General features: G+C 72.7%; 16 protein-coding genes. 10 read left to right on the top strand and 6 right to left on the bottom strand.

The window, feature by feature from the left end; all coding sequences use genetic code 11:
• Nucleotides 1–7: 7 nt before the first annotated feature.
• The 3 genes from ACN265_RS03375 to ACN265_RS03365 are packed head-to-tail and all read right to left on the bottom strand — an operon-like array spanning nucleotide 8 to nucleotide 3,196.
• Nucleotides 8–1,012 carry an ABC transporter permease gene (locus ACN265_RS03375; protein WP_421405991.1) on the bottom strand — a complete coding sequence of 335 codons (1,005 nt, stop codon included), beginning with the start codon at nucleotides 1,010–1,012 and terminating at the stop codon, nucleotides 8–10.
• Nucleotides 1,009–2,100 carry an ABC transporter ATP-binding protein gene (locus ACN265_RS03370; protein WP_421405990.1) on the bottom strand — a complete coding sequence of 364 codons (1,092 nt, stop codon included), beginning with the start codon at nucleotides 2,098–2,100 and terminating at the stop codon, nucleotides 1,009–1,011. Before ACN265_RS03370 ends, ACN265_RS03375 begins: the two co-directional genes overlap by 4 nt.
• A gap of 55 nt (nucleotides 2,101–2,155) precedes the next feature.
• A complete protein-coding gene (locus ACN265_RS03365) occupies nucleotides 2,156–3,196 on the bottom strand; it encodes an ABC transporter ATP-binding protein (protein ID WP_421411339.1) in 1,041 nt (346 codons plus the stop codon).
• Nucleotides 3,197–3,474: 278 nt separating this feature from the next.
• On the opposite strand from ACN265_RS03365, the gene ACN265_RS03360 reads away from it, so the two are divergent.
• The 6 genes from ACN265_RS03360 (at nucleotide 3,475) to ACN265_RS03335 (ending at nucleotide 11,037) form a co-directional block, all read left to right on the top strand.
• Nucleotides 3,475–4,023, top strand: coding sequence for a Uma2 family endonuclease (locus ACN265_RS03360; RefSeq protein WP_421405989.1), 549 nt, complete (start codon nucleotides 3,475–3,477; stop codon nucleotides 4,021–4,023).
• Nucleotides 4,024–4,055: 32 nt separating this feature from the next.
• Nucleotides 4,056–5,492 (top strand): TldD/PmbA family protein, encoded by a 1,437-nt coding sequence (locus ACN265_RS03355; RefSeq protein WP_421405988.1) that lies wholly within the window; start codon nucleotides 4,056–4,058, stop codon nucleotides 5,490–5,492.
• The gene (locus ACN265_RS03350; protein ID WP_421405987.1) at nucleotides 5,489–6,952 is read left to right on the top strand and encodes a TldD/PmbA family protein; all 1,464 of its coding nucleotides are present in this window, start codon (nucleotides 5,489–5,491) and stop codon (nucleotides 6,950–6,952) included. The genes ACN265_RS03355 and ACN265_RS03350 overlap by 4 nt, the downstream gene beginning before the upstream one ends.
• A gap of 284 nt (nucleotides 6,953–7,236) precedes the next feature.
• The gene (locus tag ACN265_RS03345; protein WP_088644275.1) at nucleotides 7,237–8,043 is read left to right on the top strand and encodes a hypothetical protein; all 807 of its coding nucleotides are present in this window, start codon (nucleotides 7,237–7,239) and stop codon (nucleotides 8,041–8,043) included.
• A 13-nt stretch (nucleotides 8,044–8,056) separates the two neighbouring features.
• Nucleotides 8,057–9,970: a fumarate reductase/succinate dehydrogenase flavoprotein subunit gene (locus tag ACN265_RS03340; protein ID WP_421405986.1), complete on the top strand. Its 1,914-nt coding sequence runs from the start codon at nucleotides 8,057–8,059 to the stop codon at nucleotides 9,968–9,970.
• Nucleotides 9,970–11,037, top strand: a complete 1,068-nt coding sequence (locus ACN265_RS03335) for a succinate dehydrogenase/fumarate reductase iron-sulfur subunit (RefSeq protein ID WP_204924976.1) — start codon at nucleotides 9,970–9,972, stop codon at nucleotides 11,035–11,037. The genes ACN265_RS03340 and ACN265_RS03335 overlap by 1 nt, the downstream gene beginning before the upstream one ends.
• A 200-nt stretch (nucleotides 11,038–11,237) precedes the next feature.
• Here the strand turns inward: ACN265_RS03335 and ACN265_RS03330 are convergent, their stop codons facing one another.
• Nucleotides 11,238–11,678, bottom strand: a complete 441-nt coding sequence (locus ACN265_RS03330) for a (deoxy)nucleoside triphosphate pyrophosphohydrolase (RefSeq protein WP_088647516.1) — start codon at nucleotides 11,676–11,678, stop codon at nucleotides 11,238–11,240.
• A 182-nt stretch (nucleotides 11,679–11,860) separates the two neighbouring features.
• Here ACN265_RS03330 and ACN265_RS03325 point away from each other — a divergent pair, with 182 nt between their 5' ends.
• Complete coding sequence (locus ACN265_RS03325; protein WP_088647517.1) at nucleotides 11,861–12,169, top strand: 4a-hydroxytetrahydrobiopterin dehydratase; 309 nt, start codon at nucleotides 11,861–11,863, stop codon at nucleotides 12,167–12,169.
• Between the two features lie 160 nt (nucleotides 12,170–12,329).
• On the opposite strand, the gene ACN265_RS03320 is transcribed toward ACN265_RS03325, so the two are convergent.
• Nucleotides 12,330–13,592: a septum formation family protein gene (locus tag ACN265_RS03320; RefSeq protein ID WP_421405985.1), complete on the bottom strand. Its 1,263-nt coding sequence runs from the start codon at nucleotides 13,590–13,592 to the stop codon at nucleotides 12,330–12,332.
• Between the two features lie 111 nt (nucleotides 13,593–13,703).
• On the opposite strand from ACN265_RS03320, the gene ACN265_RS03315 reads away from it, so the two are divergent.
• The gene (locus tag ACN265_RS03315) at nucleotides 13,704–14,066 is read left to right on the top strand and encodes a PH domain-containing protein (RefSeq protein ID WP_088647519.1); all 363 of its coding nucleotides are present in this window, start codon (nucleotides 13,704–13,706) and stop codon (nucleotides 14,064–14,066) included.
• Here ACN265_RS03315 and ACN265_RS03310 read toward each other — a convergent pair.
• Nucleotides 14,054–14,470 (bottom strand): MerR family transcriptional regulator, encoded by a 417-nt coding sequence (locus ACN265_RS03310; protein ID WP_421405984.1) that lies wholly within the window; start codon nucleotides 14,468–14,470, stop codon nucleotides 14,054–14,056. The genes ACN265_RS03315 and ACN265_RS03310 overlap by 13 nt on opposite strands.
• 60 nt (nucleotides 14,471–14,530) lie before the next feature.
• On the opposite strand from ACN265_RS03310, the gene ACN265_RS03305 reads away from it, so the two are divergent.
• A complete protein-coding gene (locus tag ACN265_RS03305; protein ID WP_421405983.1) occupies nucleotides 14,531–15,424 on the top strand; it encodes an NAD(P)-dependent oxidoreductase in 894 nt (297 codons plus the stop codon).
• Between the two features lie 80 nt (nucleotides 15,425–15,504).
• The gene (locus ACN265_RS03300; RefSeq protein WP_421405982.1) at nucleotides 15,505–16,011 is read left to right on the top strand and encodes a GNAT family N-acetyltransferase; all 507 of its coding nucleotides are present in this window, start codon (nucleotides 15,505–15,507) and stop codon (nucleotides 16,009–16,011) included.
• Nucleotides 16,012–16,092 lie beyond the last annotated feature (81 nt).

Below are 16,092 nucleotides of genomic sequence, written 5' to 3'. Positions count from 1 at the left end.
GGCCCTCCTACCGGGACGACTTCGGGTCGAGCGCGTCGCGCAGCGCGTCACCGAAGAGGTTGAAGGCGAACACGAGGGCGAAGATCGTGATGCCGGGGAAGAAGACGTACGCCGGGTCGGTCTGGAGGTAGTCCAGGCTGCGGTAGATCATCCGGCCGAAGCTGGGGGTGGCGTCGGTCAACCCGACGCCGATGAACGACAGCGCCGCCTCGCTGGTGATGTACGCCGGCACCGCCAGCGAGAAGGACACCAGGACCGGCGCCCAGAGGTTCGGCAGCAGTTGCCGGAACAGCATGTGCCCCAGTCCCGCGCCGCTGGCCCGCGCCGCCTCCACGAACTCCCGCTCACGCAGCGCGATCACCTGCCCGCGTACCAGCCGGGCGGTGCCCGTCCAGCCGAACAGCGCGAAGATGGCGATCAGCACCCCGATCTGGAAGGCGGCCGGCACCTCCTCCCGCTGGCCGTAGAAGCGCAGCGCGATGGTCGGCGTCAACGCCAACGCGATGATCAGGAACGGCATCGCCAGGGTCAGGTCGGTGACCCAGTTGACCACCGCGTCCAGCCAGCCGCCCAGGTAGCCGGCGACGGTGCCCAGCACGACACCGATCGCCGCCGTGGTCACCGCCGCCGCCACGGCGATGAACAGCGAGGTACGCAGCCCGTGCACCAGCCGGATGAAGATGTCCCGGCCCAGCCCCGGTTCCAGCCCGAACCAGTGTTCCCCGGTCACCCCACCGGCGTAGCCGAGCGGCATCCCGAACCCGTCCAGCCGGGACTGGAACTGCTCCCGGGGACCGGTCCCGTACGCCCACTCGATCAGCGGCACGGCGAGCGCCACCAGCACGAAGAAGACCAGCATCCCGCCGCTGACCAGCCCGGTCCGGTCCCGCCGCAGCCGGGCCCAGGCGAGTTGGCCGGGCGAGCGCCCGACGAACCCGGAACCGGGCCGGTCGCCACCCGTCGCGGTCTCGGCCTCGACCAGCGTCGCCGGATCGACCGGGGACACACTCATGTCGCCACCTCCTCGGCGTCGCCGCCGATCCGATCCGCGCCGGCACCCACCACGGCGCCGCCCGGCCCGGCCGGCGGCGGTCCGGTCTCCGGGAAGTGGCAGGCGGTGGCGTGCCGGCCGCCGCCGTCGACCACCAGCGCCGGCTCCTCACGGGCGCAGACGTCCCGCGCCCGGGGACACCGGGTCCGGAACCGGCAGCCCGACGGCGGGTCCAGCGGCGTGGGCACGTCCCCGGTCAGCCTGATCCGTCCCGCCCCACCCGGCGCGGTCACCTCCGGGACCGCCGACAGCAGCGCCCGGGTGTACGGGTGCCGGGGAGACCGGTAGATGTCGTCCCGCTCGCCGATCTCCACGATCCGGCCCAGGTACATGACCGCGACCCGCTGGCAGAAGTGCCGCACCACGGCCAGGTCGTGCGCGATGAACACGAACGCCAGGCCGAGGTCGCGTTGCAGGTCCCGCAGCAGGTTCACCACCTGCGCCTGGATCGAGACGTCGAGGGCGGAGACCGGCTCGTCCGCGACGATCAGCTTCGGCCGCAGGGCCAGCGCGCGGGCGATCCCGACCCGCTGCCGCTGCCCGCCGGAGAACTCGTGCGGGTAGCGGTTGTAGTGCTCCGGGTTCAGCCCGACCAGCTCCAGCAGCTCCCGGACCCGCGCCTTCACCCCGCCGGGCGGGTCGATCCCGTTGACCTGCAACGGCATCGCCACGATCCGCCCGACGGTGTGCCGGGGGTTCAGCGAGGCGTACGGGTCCTGGAAGATGATCTGGAGGTCCTGCCGCAGTGGACGCAGCTCACGCCGGCGGGCGTGGGTGATGTCCCGGCCGGCGAACTCGATCGTCCCGGCGGTCGGCTCCAGCAGCCGGACGAGCATCCGGCCGGTGGTGCTCTTGCCGCAGCCGGACTCCCCCACCAGGCCCAACGTCTCGCCGGGCCGCACGTCGAAGTCAAGCCCGTCCACGGCCCGCACCAGCCCCCGCGACCGCAGGCCGGTGCGGACCGGGAAGTGCTTGGTCAACCCCCGCACCCGCAACAACGGCTCGCCCGCGACTGCGGGACTCCGCTGCGCCACGTTCCTCGCGCTCATGGCAGCCGCCTCTCGCCCGCGACTGCGGGACTCCGCTGCGCTACGTTCCTCGCGCTCATGGCAGCCGCCTCTCGCTCAGGGACCCGGCGGCCAGGCGGGTGCGGTCGTCGGCGGGCAGGTGGCAGGCGACCAGGTGGCCGTCCGCGCCGGCCGGGACGAGCTGCGGCACCTCGGCGCGGGAGCGGTCACCGGCGTACCGGCAGCGGGGGTGGAACGCGCAGCCGGCCGGCAGGTCGATCAGCGAGGGCGGGTTGCCCGGGATGGGCACCAGGTCCGCGTCCGGGTCGCCGTGCAGCGACGGCACGCTGGAGAGCAACCCCCAGGTGTACGGGTGTTGCGGCCGGCGGAGCACCTGCGTCACGCTCCCCCGCTCGACCACCCGCCCGGCGTACATGACCAGCACGTCGTCGGCGACCTGGGCGACCACCCCCAGATCGTGGGTGATCAGCACGATCGCGGTGTGGAACTCGGCCTGGAGGTCGGCGAGCAGGTCGAGGATCTGGGCCTGCACCGTCACGTCCAGCGCGGTGGTCGGCTCGTCGGCGATGACCAGGGCCGGGTCGTTGACCAGCGCCATCGCGATCATCGCCCGTTGCCGCATCCCGCCGGAGAACTCGTGCGGGTACTGGTCGTAGCGGCGGGCCGGCTGCGGGATGCCCACCCGGTCGAGCATGTCCACGGCACGGGTCCGCGCCGCCCGCCGCCCCGCCCGGGGGTGGTGCACCCGGTACGCCTCGGCGATCTGCCGCCCCACGCTGTAGTAGGGGTGCAGCGCGGAGAGCGGGTCCTGGAAGATCATCGCCACGTCGCGGCCGCGCAGCCCGCGTACCCGGTCCTCGCCAAGGCCGACGAGTTGCCGTCCGCCGACGCTGATCGTGCCGGTGACGGTGCCGCGTCGGGGGTCGTGCAGGCCGAGCACGGCCAGCGCGGTGACGCTCTTGCCGGAGCCCGACTCGCCGACGATGCCGAGCGTCCGGCCGCGCGGCACGGCGAAGGACACCCCGTCGACCGCGCGCACCACGCCGTCGGCCGTGTCGAACCGCACCCGTAGGTCGTCCACCCGCAGGTACGGGTCGTCGCCGCGCGGCGCCGGCACGGCCGGACGGCGGCCGTCGGGTGTCCCGGGCGCGTCCGGGCGGGCGTCCGGCGGACCGGACGGCGCTACGTGCGGACTGTCCACGACCGCCTCCTCGGGTTGTAGGGAACCTACAACAAACAACCGAGGCTGAAAATAAGCTACGGGGCGGGAGCTGCCACCGGACGACAGCGTAGTCGCCACACGGTGCGGACGCCGTCCGGTCGCACCCGGGGTGCGACCATGGACGGGGTGCCCGGTGGAGGATGCCCGGCGACACGAGGTGGAGGTGACCGATCATGATCGCAGCGGTGTTCGGCCACGACGGACCGTGGACCGAAGAGGAGTACCTCTCCCTCGACGAGACATCTCAACGCGTCGAACTCTTCGACGGGAGCCTCCACGTGACCCCAGCCCCCACCCCCCGCCACCAGCGCATCTCGCGCAAACTGGGCAACATACTCGAACCGGCGGCCGAGCAGGCCGGTCTGGAACTGCTGGAGGCGGTGAACGTCCGGCTTCGCCCCGGCCGCATCCCCATCCCCGACCTCGTCATCACCGACCCCGTGAATCTGGACGAGCCGATGATCGAGGCGGACGAGGTGCACCTCGTCTGCGAGATCATCTCGCCGAGCAACGCGTCCACCGACAAGGTCCTCAAGATGCACTACTACGCGGCCGCCGGCATCGCGTGGTATCTGCTGGTGGAGCAGACAACCGGCGCGCTACGCCTCTACCGTCGGCGGGGACGCCACTACACGGAACATTCCGCCACCAAACGGGGCGAGGCCCTGCGCCTACTCGAGCCGGTGCAGGCCACGATCCGGCCCGAGGATCTGGTGCCCTGACGGATGTCGGTGGACTGGCCTAGGGTCGGTCCATGACCGAGTTCGACGCGGCAGCCGCAGCCGTACAGGCCGCTCTCGACGCGGGTGCCCGGTATGCCGACGCCCGGGTGATGCACCGGCGCTACGAGTCGATGTCCGCGCGCAACGGCGCGATCGAGGAGCTGACCCAGGACGAGAGCCTCGGTCTGGGCGTACGCGCGCTGGTCGGGTCGGGGTGGGGCTTCCACGCCGTACCCGAGCTGTCCGACGCGGCGGCCCGCGCGGCCGGCCGGCGGGCCGCGGAGGTGGCCGCCGCGAGCGCCCGGGTTGCCGGCCCACCGATCACGCTGACCCCGGCCGAGCCGGTGGTGGCGAGCTGGTCCTCCGACTGCGCGGTCGATCCGCTCGGCGTGCCGCTGTCCGACAAGGGCGACCTGCTGGTCCGGGCCACCGAGGCGGCGCGCGGGCAGGGGGCCGACCTGGCCGAGGGGCTCTACCAGATCTGGGACACCCGCAAGTGGTTCGTCTCCAGCGAGGGACACCGCATCGACCAGCACATCCGCGAGTGCGGCGGCGGCATCTCGGCCACCTCGATCGGCGAGCACGAGACCCAGCGCCGCTCCTGGCCGAGCTACCGGGGCCAGTACGGCACCACCGGCTGGGAGCTGGTCGAGTCGCTCGACCTGACCGCGCACGCCGCCCGGATCGCCGACGAGTCCCGGGCGCTGCTCACCGCCCCGCAGTGCCCGGCCGGCGAGACCGACCTGATCCTGGGCGACGAGCAGCTCGCGTTGCAGATCCACGAGTCGGTCGGGCACGCCATCGAGCTGGACCGCATCCTCGGCTGGGAGGCCGCCTTCGCCGGCACCTCCTGGCTCGACCTGGCCCAGCTCGGGTCGCTGCGCTACGGCTCCGAGCTGATGAACATCACCATCGACCCGACGATCCCCTGCGCGCTGGGCAGCTTCGGCTTCGACGACGAGGGCTCCCCGGCGGTCAAGCGCGACGCGGTCCGCGAGGGCCGCTGGGTCGGCGTGCTCGCCGGCCGGGACTCGGCCGCCGTCGCCGGCCTCAGTTACGGCGGCAGCGTACGCGCCGACGGCTGGGCCCGGCTGCCGATGGTGCGGATGACCAACGTGGGCCTGGAACCCGGTCCGCACACCCTCGACGAGATCATCGCGGCCACCGACGACGGGGTGCTGATGGACGTCAACCGGTCCTGGTCGATCGACGACCGACGGCTGAACTTCCAGTTCGGCTGCGAGATCGCCTGGGAGGTGCGCAACGGCCGGCGCGGCCGGATGCTGCGCAACCCCACCTACACCGGCATCGGTCCGCTGTTCTGGCGGTCGATGGACATGCTCTCCTCCGAGATCGTCCCGTGGGGCACCCCGAACTGCGGCAAGGGCCAGCCCGGCCAGATCGGGCACACCGGGCATCCGGCGGCGCCGGCCCGGTTCCGGGGCGTCCGGGTGGGGGTGCGGGCATGACCGGCCTGCGGGACCCCGGGGCGACCGAGCTGGACGTCGCCGCCCGGGTGGTGGAGCTGGTCCACGAGATGGCCGGCCCGGCCGCCGAGGCCGAGGTCACCGTCGTCCGGCACGATCTGGCGTTGACCCGGTTCGCCAACTCGTTCATCCACCAGAACGTCGCCGAGTCGCAGGTGACGGTCCGGCTGCGGGTGCACGTCGACGGTCGGACGGCCGCCGGGGGCGGCAGCCTGGTCGGCCCGGACGGGCTGCGGGCCCTGGTCGGACGGACCCTCGCCGCGGCCCGGCTCTGCCCGCCCGATTCGGCCTGGCCGGGGCTGACCCCACCGTCGGCGGTGCGCTCCAACGGCCTGCTCGACGAGGCGACCGCCTACGCCGAGCCGGCGGCCCGCGCCGACCGCGTCCGGGCCTTCGTCGACGCGGTGGACGGGCTGGAGGCGGCCGGGTACTGCCGCACCTCCTACCGGTCGGCGGCGTTCGCCAACTCGGCCGGCCAGGCGGCGCAGGGGCGCACCACCGAGGCGGCGATGGACGGCATCGCCCGCACGGGCGGCGCGGACGGGGTGGCCCGGCTCTGCGCCGGTCGCCTCGACGAGGTGGACGGCACGGTCCTGGGGGCCCGGGCGGCGGCGAAGGCACGGGCCGCCGCCGACCCGGTCGAGCTGCCCCCGGGCCGGTACGAGGTGGTCCTCGAACCGGCCGCGGTGGCCGACCTGTTGCAGAATCTCGCCTGGTACGGCTTCAACGGCAAGCGGCACGTCGAGGGTCAGTCGTTCGCCCGCCCCGGCACCGCCCAGTTCGATCCTGCGGTGACCCTCCTCGACGATCCGACGTACGGCGGGGCGATGCCGTTCGACCTGGAGGGCACCCCGCGTACGGCGCTGACCCTGGTCGAGGCGGGCACCACCCGCGCGGTGGCCCACGACCGGCGCAGCGCCGCCGGGGCGGGCACGTCGTCGACCGGACACGGGGCGCCGGGGGGCGCCACCTTCGGCCCGATCCCCCGCAATCTCCGGATGCCCGGTGCACCCCCGACGGCGGCCGACGGGGGTGCGGGCGGTGGCGCGGCGGGCCCGCAGGGCGGTGCGGTGAGCCGGCAGGGAGGCGGCGGCTCGGTCGCGGGGGCGGTGGCGGACGCGGACACCGCCGCGCTGGTCGCACCGATGACCCGGGGGCTGCTGGTCAGCGACTTCTGGTACACCCGGGTGCTCGATCCGAAGAGTCTGGTGATCACCGGGTTGACCCGCAACGGGGTGTGGCTGGTCGAGGACGGCGTGCCGGTGCGGGCGGTGCGGAACTTCCGGTTCACCGAGGCGTACCCCCGGGCGTTGGGGCCGGGGGCGGTGCTCGGCCTCGGCCGGCGGCCGGTCCGGCAGCCGGACCGGTTCGACGGCGGCTGGTGGGAAGGGCCGCCACTGCGGCTGGCCTCGTGGAACTTCACCGGCGGTGCGTCGGGCTGACCGGTGCCGCAGCGCCCGCGCGGCCGGCCCCGCAGCCGCCTGACGCCCACGGCACATTGATCATGGCTCGGGTCTTTCCAAGGTGCGGGACACACGGGACACTGCGTTGCGCGGCCCGATCGTGATGATCGGCGTAACGTGTGTCACTTAGCTGCGCCGATGTCCCGGCGCGGCTGCCTGCTTGCGCACCACGCGGCAGTGGACACGGTCCGGCCGGTCCACTGACCGGCACGGAACGTGAACCGCCGCCCGCGAGGGCCCGTCCCGTCAGGAAGACGACTCGAATGACATCAACGGCAACGAAGCCGCGGGGGGCGCGGGCGCGCGCCGCCATCGCGGCGAAGACGTTGCGGACCGACCGCTGGTGGTTCGCCCCCCTGATCACCGTCGTCGGGCTCAGTGCCTGGGTGGCGTACGCGACCGTCCGGGTGTTCATGCACAAGTGGTACTGGGTGGACCAGTACCACTACCTGACGCCGTTCTACTCCCCCTGTGTGACCGACCGGTGCGTCGAGGGCTCCTCGCACTTCGGCAGTTTCCTGCCCGGCTGGTGGATCATCCCGGACGCGGCGCTGACCCTGCCGTTCCTGCTGCTGTTCCGGTTGACCTGCTACTACTACCGCAAGGCGTACTACCGGTCGTTCTGGCTGTCGCCACCGGCCTGCGCGGTGCCGGACGGGCACAAGTCCTACTCCGGGGAGACCCGGTTCCCGCTGCTCGGGCAGAACCTGCACCGCTACTTCTTCTACGCCGCCGCGATCATCTCGCTGATCAACACCTGGGACGCGGTCCTCGCCTTCCACTCGCCGGAGGGCTTCGGCTTCGGGCTGGGCAACATCATCCTGCTGGGCAACGTGGTGATGCTGTGGGCGTACACCATCTCCTGCCACTCGTGCCGGCACATCATCGGCGGGCGGCTCAAGCACTTCTCCGCGCACCCGGTGCGGTACCGGGCCTGGACGTTCGTGTCCAAGCTGAACACCCGGCACATGCAGCTCGCCTGGATCACCCTCGGCACGCTGGCCTTCACCGACTTCTACGTGATGGCCATCGCCGCCGGCTGGTTCAGCGACCTGCGGTTCATCAACTAGAGGGCGCGGCGACATGACCACTACCACTCGCATCGAACGACACCACTACGACGTCGTCGTGATCGGGGCCGGCGGCGCCGGCCTGCGCGCGGCGATCGAGGCCCGGCTCGCCGGCAAGAAGACCGCGATCATCTCCAAGTCGCTCTTCGGCAAGGCGCACACCGTGATGGCCGAGGGCGGCGCGGCGGCCGCGATGGGGAACGTGAACAGCCGGGACAACTGGCAGGTGCACTTCCGCGACACCATGCGCGGGGGCAAGTTCCTCAACAACTTCCGGATGGCCGAGCTGCACGCGAAGGAGTCGCCGCAGCGGATCTGGGAACTGGAGACGTACGGGGCGCTCTTCGACCGGACGAAGGACGGCAAGATCTCCCAGCGCAACTTCGGCGGGCACGAGTACCCGCGGTTGGCGCACGTCGGCGACCGGACCGGCCTGGAGCTGATCCGCACCCTCCAGCAGAAGATCGTCTCCCTCCAGCAGGAGGACAAGCGCGACCTCGGCGACTACGAGGCCCGGATCAAGGTGTTCTCCGAGACGACGATCACCGAGCTGCTGCTCGACGGCGACCGGGTGGCCGGGGCGTTCGGCTACTACCGGGAGTCCGGCGAGTTCATCCTCTTCGAGGCGCCGGCGGTGGTGCTGGCGACCGGCGGGGTCGGCCGGTCCTACAAGGTCACTTCGAACTCCTGGGAGTACACCGGGGACGGGCACGCGCTGGCGCTACGCGCCGGGGCCACGCTGATCAACATGGAGTTCCTCCAGTTCCACCCGACCGGCATGGTCTGGCCGCCCTCGGTGAAGGGCATCCTGGTCACCGAGTCGGTCCGGGGTGACGGCGGCGTGCTGAAGAACTCCGACGGCAAGCGGTTCATGTTCGACTACGTCCCCGACGTCTTCCGCAAGCAGTACGCGGAGACCGAGGAGGAGGCGGACCGCTGGTACACCGACCCGGACAACAACCGGCGTCCGCCGGAGCTGCTGCCCCGCGACGAGGTCGCCCGCGCGATCAACAGCGAGGTCAAGGCCGGTCGGGGTACGCCGGCCGGCGGCGTCTACCTGGACATCGCCTCCCGGCGTTCGGCCGACGAGATCCGTCGCCGGCTGCCGTCGATGTACCACCAGTTCAAGGAGCTGGCCGACGTCGACATCACCGCCGAGCCGATGGAGGTCGGGCCGACCTGCCACTACGTGATGGGCGGCGTGGAGGTGGACCCGGACTCCGGGGCCGCGCACGGCACCGTGCAGGGACTGTTCGCCGCCGGTGAGGTCTCCGGTGGCATGCACGGCTCCAACCGGTTGGGCGGGAACTCCCTGTCCGACCTGCTGGTCTTCGGCAAGCGGGCGGGCGGGCACGCGGCGTCGTACACCGATCAGTTGACCTCGCGCCCGAAGGTGCCGGTGAGCGCGGTGGAGACCGCCGTGGAGGCGGCGCTGGCGCCGTTGCAGCGGGACACCGGGGAGAGCCCCTACACCCTCCAGCAGGACCTCCAGGCGGTGATGGGGGATCTGGTCGGGATCATCCGCCGGGAGGGTGAGCTGGTCGACGCCCTGCGCCGGCTGGCCGAGCTGCGCGAGCGGGTGGCGAAGGTGAGCGCGGTCGGCGGCCGGCGCTACAACCCGGGCTGGCACCTGGCGCTGGACCTGCGCAACATGCTCGTCGTCTCGGAGTGCACCGCGAAGGCGGCGCTGGAGCGGCAGGAGTCGCGCGGCGGGCACACCCGGGAGGACTTCCCGACCATGGATCCGAGCTGGCGTCGGGTCAACCTGGTCTGCGCCCTGGACGGCGACACCGTCCGGCTGGAGCACAAGCCGCTGCCGAAGATGCGGGCCGAGCTGATCGGCCTCTTCGACCGTACCGAGCTGGCCAAGTACCTGACCGACGAGGAGCTGGCCGACTTCGACGCCGTCGGTGAGGAGGCGAACTGATGGGAAGCAAGAGGGATTTCCGCATCTGGCGGGGCGACGAGACCGGCGGTGACCTCCAGGACTACTCGGTCGAGGTGAACGAGGGCGAGGTCGTCCTCGACGTCATCCACCGGCTACAGGCCACCGACGCGCCGGATCTGGCCTGCCGGTGGAACTGCAAGGCCGGCAAGTGCGGCTCCTGCTCGATGGAGATCAACGGCAAGCCCCGGCTGAGCTGCATGACCCGGATGTCGACGTTCGAGGAGTCCGAGACCGTCACGGTCACCCCGCTGCGCACCTTCCCGGTGATCCGGGACCTGGTCACGGACGTCTCGTTCAACTACGAGAAGGCCCGGGAGACGCCGGCCTTCGCCCCGCCGGCCGACCTGGCGCCGGGCGAGTACCGGATGCAGCAGGTCGACGTGGAACGCTCGCAGGAGTTCCGCAAGTGCATCGAGTGCTTCCTGTGCCAGAACGTGTGCCACGTGATCCGCGACCACGAGGAGAACAAGCCGGCCTTCTCCGGCCCCCGGTTCTTCATCCGGGCCGCCGAGCTGGACATGCACCCGCTGGACGCGAAGACCGACCGCAAGCAGTACGCGCAGCAGGAGCAGGGGCTCGGCTTCTGCAACATCACCAAGTGCTGCACCGAGGTCTGCCCCGAGCACATCAAGATCACCGACAACGGGATCATCCCCATGAAGGAACGGGTCGTCGACCGCAGGTACGATCCCCTGGTATGGCTCGGTAGCAAGATCTTCCGTCGGGGCGAGACGCCCCCGAGCACCGCGAACAGCGGGGGAAAGGGGTCCGTGGTGCACAGCGGCGCCCGTCAGGCTGGAGTCCACTCGCACGCCGGAGGCTCCGGCGACCCGGCCGCGGAGGCCCAGGCCCAGCAGGGCGTGAACTGGCACCGCGAGGTCCCGCACCCGACCATGCCGGCGGTCGACGACCGGGGCAAGCTCCCGCTGACGGAGTTGACCTTCGACCGGGCGGCGGCCCCGTCGCCGTTCGGTGACGACGTCACCTTCCCGCTGCCGCCGGAGCACCTCAACTTCGCCCACCCGAGCCAGGACGAGAAGCACTGAACCAGCCCGACGGGCGCTGAACCGGCACGACAGGCACCGAACCGGCCTGACGGGCACCGGGCTGGATGAACGGCACCGGGCCGGGACGGCCGGCATCGCTGCGGCGTGACATCCGCCGGAGCGGGCACGACGAGGTCGACGGGGGTCGACGGCACACGCCGTCGGCCCCCGTCGCCGTGTCGGCCGGGCACCCGCCGCCGTCAGCCGGCGGCCAGCAGCGGGCGGAGGGCGGCGACGATGGGCACGTCGGCGGGGAGCCAGGTGACACTGTGCAGTTCGTCGGCGGCGAGCCAGCGCATCGCGGAGTGTTCCAGCGCGCGGGGCTGGTCGCCGTGCAGCAGGCGTGCCGCGTACACCTTCAGCACCGACCGGCCGTGGGCCATCCGGACGTCCCGGCCGACCCGGTCGCCGACCTCCACCCGGACGGCCAACTCCTCGGCGCACTCGCGGACCAGCGCCGCCGTCTCGCTCTCGCCCGGCTCGACCTTGCCGCCGGGAAACTCGAACATGCCGGCGACCTCGGGGGGCGCGGTACGCGCGCAGGCGAGCACCCGCCCGGCGGAGATGATCGCCGCTCCTACGACCACCCTCGGCTCACGCCGGTCGGTCGGTCCGTTTCCGCTACGCCGTTCGGTCTGCACGGGCGTCCAGCGTGCCAGATCAATCGTCGGTTTGGGTACCGTCGCCGACCGGTAGGCCAATAAGAGACGGAAGTGTGGGCGTGGACACACCGCCATGAGGCCGACAGACTGTTAACACCACGAGGACACGGGACGGCGACGATTTGGCCACAAGCCGGCAACGGCGCCTGGGAGGTGCGGTGATGCGCGCGCTGTTCACCAGTCGAAGCAAGCACGACTATCTCAGTGACGCCCTCACGCTCCTGCACGGGTGGACCCGCGACGGAGAGCAGATCCGCCGCACCCTGGTCATGGACGACACCCAGCACGCGGCGCTGACCGAGCGGGTCAAGGTCGTCGCGGACGCGCTGCGGCTGCGACCGGACATCAGCCGGCGGGACACCGAGACCCGCATCCGGGTCGGGCACGGCGACGGGGAACCGCTCACCGAGGGTGAGGTGCTGCTCGCCGCCCGGATCGAGGACGCGTACCGCGCGGTGATGGCGGACTGAACGCCCGGCGGCGACGCAGGCCCGCCCGCTTGCGCCATCGTCGACCCCCGTCGTCAGCCGTGTCCCCGCCGCCAGCCTAGAGCCGTCCGGGGCACGGGCCGGTCGGCGGAACGTCCGACCCGTCCGCGCCGAGTGGCCGGAACACCACCCCTCGGTCGGCTCAGCGCATCGGCTCGCCCTGCGCCGTCGGCAACCCCAGCGCCTGGCGTACGGCCAGCTCGGTGGCCGGGTCCGGATGCTGCCCGGCCTGCGCGACCACCTGGAGCAGCCGGCCCCGGTCGGGTTCGCCGTCGGCGTCCCGCCAGGTCGGCTCGTCCTGCTCCATCTCGGTGAGCAGCCGCTCCATCGCCGGGCGGACCGCCTCCGGCCAGGTCTCCCGGCGCAGCCGGAACCACATGTCGGTGTGGATGGTCTCGGCCCGCCGCACCGCGTCCCGCAGCCCGGCCGGGGTGCTGGTCGGCGCGCTGGCCACCAGGGCGGCCCGCACCTCGGTCCAGTCCCGGCTGGCCAGCAGGTAGCCGAGCTGCGCCGGGTCGAGCACCGTGGTGTCCATCCGCAGCGACCGGGACAACCCGCCCGGGGCGGTCAGGTAGCAGGTGATGGTGGGGTCGGTGGACCAGTCGACCCGGGTCGGCAGGTACCAGCTCAGCCGCACCTCGGCCGGCAGGCCCAGCGGGTCCACCACGTAACTGCGCTGCCGCTGCCGGCAGAGCGTCTCGGCCCGCTGGGAGAGCACCGCCGCGCCAGGGTACCGCTCGTCGGCGGAACGCTCGTAGGCGGGGAAGTCGTCGACGTACTCGGCGTGGTGCGGGGTGTCGCAGGCGACCCGGGTGACCTCCTCGGGCGCGGTCCGGCTGGCGGTGGCGCCGGACGGCACCCGGAAACAGTCCCCCACCCGCAGCCCGCGTAGCCCGGGGTCCGGGTCGGACCCGGTCATCGTGACGCCCAGGGCGACCAGGCCGGCCAGCACCCAGCCCCCGAGCAGCACCAGCCCGGCGATCACCAGGCCCCGGCCCCGCTCGCCGTCCCGCCTGATCCGGCGCAGCGCGAAGCCGGCGGTGACCGGCGCCAGCACCCCGCCGAGCAGGCCCAGCACCAGCGTGACCACGGCCAGCCGGTTCAGCCGGCCCCGGGCGGCGGGACGCTGCGGCCACGGCTCCCAGTCGGGCACGGCACCCGACGCCCGGCCCACCTCCGCGTCCCCGGTGCCGGCCGGGGCAGGGTCGCCGCCCGGGGCCTCGCCGCCGACAGGGGTTGGAGGTTGGGCGGCGGGGACAGCCGCAGGGGACGGGGGCGCGTCGGCACCGGTGGGGGACGGGGTCGCCGCGTCGGCCGGGGCCGCGTCGTCGGCGCCGACCGAGGTGTCCGGCGGCTCCGGCCGCGACTCGTCGGCGGGCTGCGTCTCGGAACGTTCGCTGGTCACACCGCTTCCCTCCCCCGTCGCCCGCGTCCGGCCAGGCATGGGGAGACTAGTCGACCGGGCTGACGGACGGGCACCGGCCGACACTGGCGCCCACTTCCTACCGTGGAACCCATGGCAAATGTGACGTACGACCGCAAGGAGCAGTTCCAGCAGATCCGCAGTGGACTACTCGACGGGGAACAGATCATCGCCGTCTACGACGCCATCGGCACCGGCACCGGGTTCATCGGCCTGACCGACCGGCGGGTGATCATCCAGGACCGCTCGTTCGTGGGCAAGAAGTTCGCGATCACCAGCATCCCGTACTCGAAGATCACCAGCGTGAGCGTGGTGAGCAACAAGTCGTGGGGCGGGGAGTTCTTCTCCACCGGCGCGATCGCCGTGCACGTCGGCACCCACACCTACGAGGTGGAGTTCCGGGGCGCGCAAAAGAGCCACCACGTGCACAACGTGATCCTGCACTACATCTCCTGACCACCGGCCCGCCCGCCGACGTGTCCCGGCGGCCGGCTCACGGCCGCCGGGGCGGGACCACCCGTGGCGATCAGGGCGTCGAGGATGTCCCGGGCCGCGGTGAGCCGCTGGATGGACGCGGTGATCCGGGCCCGTTCCCCGGCCAGGCCGTCGAGCAGTTCGGGGCAGGTGGGGGCGAGCACCGTGGTGTCGTCCGGCACGCAGGGCAGGATCTCGGCGATCACGGCCGTACCGAGCCCGGCCGAGAGCAGCAGCCGGATGTGCCGCACCGTGGTCAACGCCTGCTCGCCGTAGTCGCGATAGCCGCTCGGCCGCCGTTGCGGCCGCAGCAGGCCCTGCTCCTCGTAGTAGCGCAGGGCCCTGGTGCTCACCCCGGCCCGCCGGGCCAGTTCACCGATCCGCATGCCGCACAGCAGACCGCGGACTTGACCTTCACGTCAACGAGAAGGTCTACCGTCCCCGGCATGAGCGATCGACAACTCACGCACCGTACGCCGGTGGCGGTGCTCGGCCTGGGTCCGATGGGCCGGGCGCTCGCCGCCACCCTGATCTCCGCCGGGACGCCGACGACCGTCTGGAACCGTACGCCGGACCGGGCCGGCCCCCTCGTCGCGCTCGGCGCGACGGCCGCGCCGACCGTCACCGGGGCGGTCCGGGCCGCCCCCGTCGTGATCACCTGCCTGCGGGACCCGGCGGCGGTCGGCACCGTGCTGGCCGCCCACGACGACTGGGCCGGGCGGACCGTCGTCGACGTCACCACCGGCCGACCGGACGAGGCTCGGGCGCTGGCGGACTGGGCCACCGGGCACCGGGCCGACCTGGTGAAGGGCGCCATCCTGTCCCCGACGCCGACCATCGGCACACCCGCCGCCACGGCCCTGTGGTGCGGCAGCCGGTCCGGCTTCGACGCCGTCCGGCCCGTCCTGGCGGCCTTCGGCGGCACCCCCGCATACCTCGGCCCGGACCCGGGCGCGGCGGCGGCGTACGACATGGCGCTGCTCGACCTGTTCGGCACGGCGGTCAGCGGCCTGACCCACGCCTTCGCGCTGGCCTCGGCCGAGGGCATCGCCCCCCGGTCGTTCGCCAGGTACGCGGCCGGGATCGCCCCGATGCTGGCCGACATGACGGCCCGCTTCGCCGACCAGCTCACCGAGGACCGGTTCCCCGGCGACCGGTCCACCGTCGCCTCGGCCGGCGCGGGCCTCGGCCACGTCATCGCGACCACCGACGCCCACGGGATCGACTCCGGGGTGTTGCGCGCCGCCCGGTCGGTCGTCGAGCAGGCGATCGCCGCCGGTCACGGCGATGACGGCCTCGCCCGGCTGGCCCGGTCCCTCGCCCCGGCCCGCCCCGCCTGACCCCCGCGGCGGGTCGGCCTTTGGAATACTCGGGCGCATGCGGACGGGTCTCCACAGTGGCCGGCGGGAGCGGGTGCGGCGTGTTCCTGCGTGACGTGCTGGCCACCGACGTCGAGGCGTACCAGCGGATGCGCTGCGACCCGGCGATGATGGCCGAACTCGGCGGACCGCTGCCGGCCGCCCACGTGGCCCGGCAGGTCCGCCGGGACGCCCGACTCGCCGCCGACGGCGTCGCGCTGATCAAGATGATCGTGGTGGACGACGCGGTCGCCGGCACCGTCACCCTCTGGCGCGGGCCGGACGACGAGGCGGTCACCGAGATCGGTTGGATGGTGCTGCCCGAGTTCCAGGGCCGGGGCCTGGCCAAACGCGCCGTCCGGGCGCTGCTCGACCAGGCCCGCACCGAGGGGCGGGCGGACACCGTGCACGCCTTCCCGGCGGTCACCAACGGGCCGTCGAACGCGATCTGCCGGGCGCTCGGGTTCAGTCTGCTCGGCGAGGAGGACGTCGAGTTCAACGACCAGGTCATCCGCACCCGGCACTGGACGCTCGAGCTGACCCGCCCGGAAACCGGGTTGCCCCGCTGACCGGCCCGCTGCTTGGCTGGGGACGAAGCCGACCGGAGGGAGCAGACGACATGTCGTACGCCACGAGGTCCACCCAGGCGC

This window comes from Micromonospora sp. WMMD730 (genome assembly GCF_049178955.1).
Lineage (GTDB): Bacteria > Actinomycetota > Actinomycetes > Mycobacteriales > Micromonosporaceae > Micromonospora > Micromonospora wenchangensis.
Note: the sequence above shows the minus strand (reverse complement) of the source record. Positions and strands in the feature narration are given on the sequence as shown.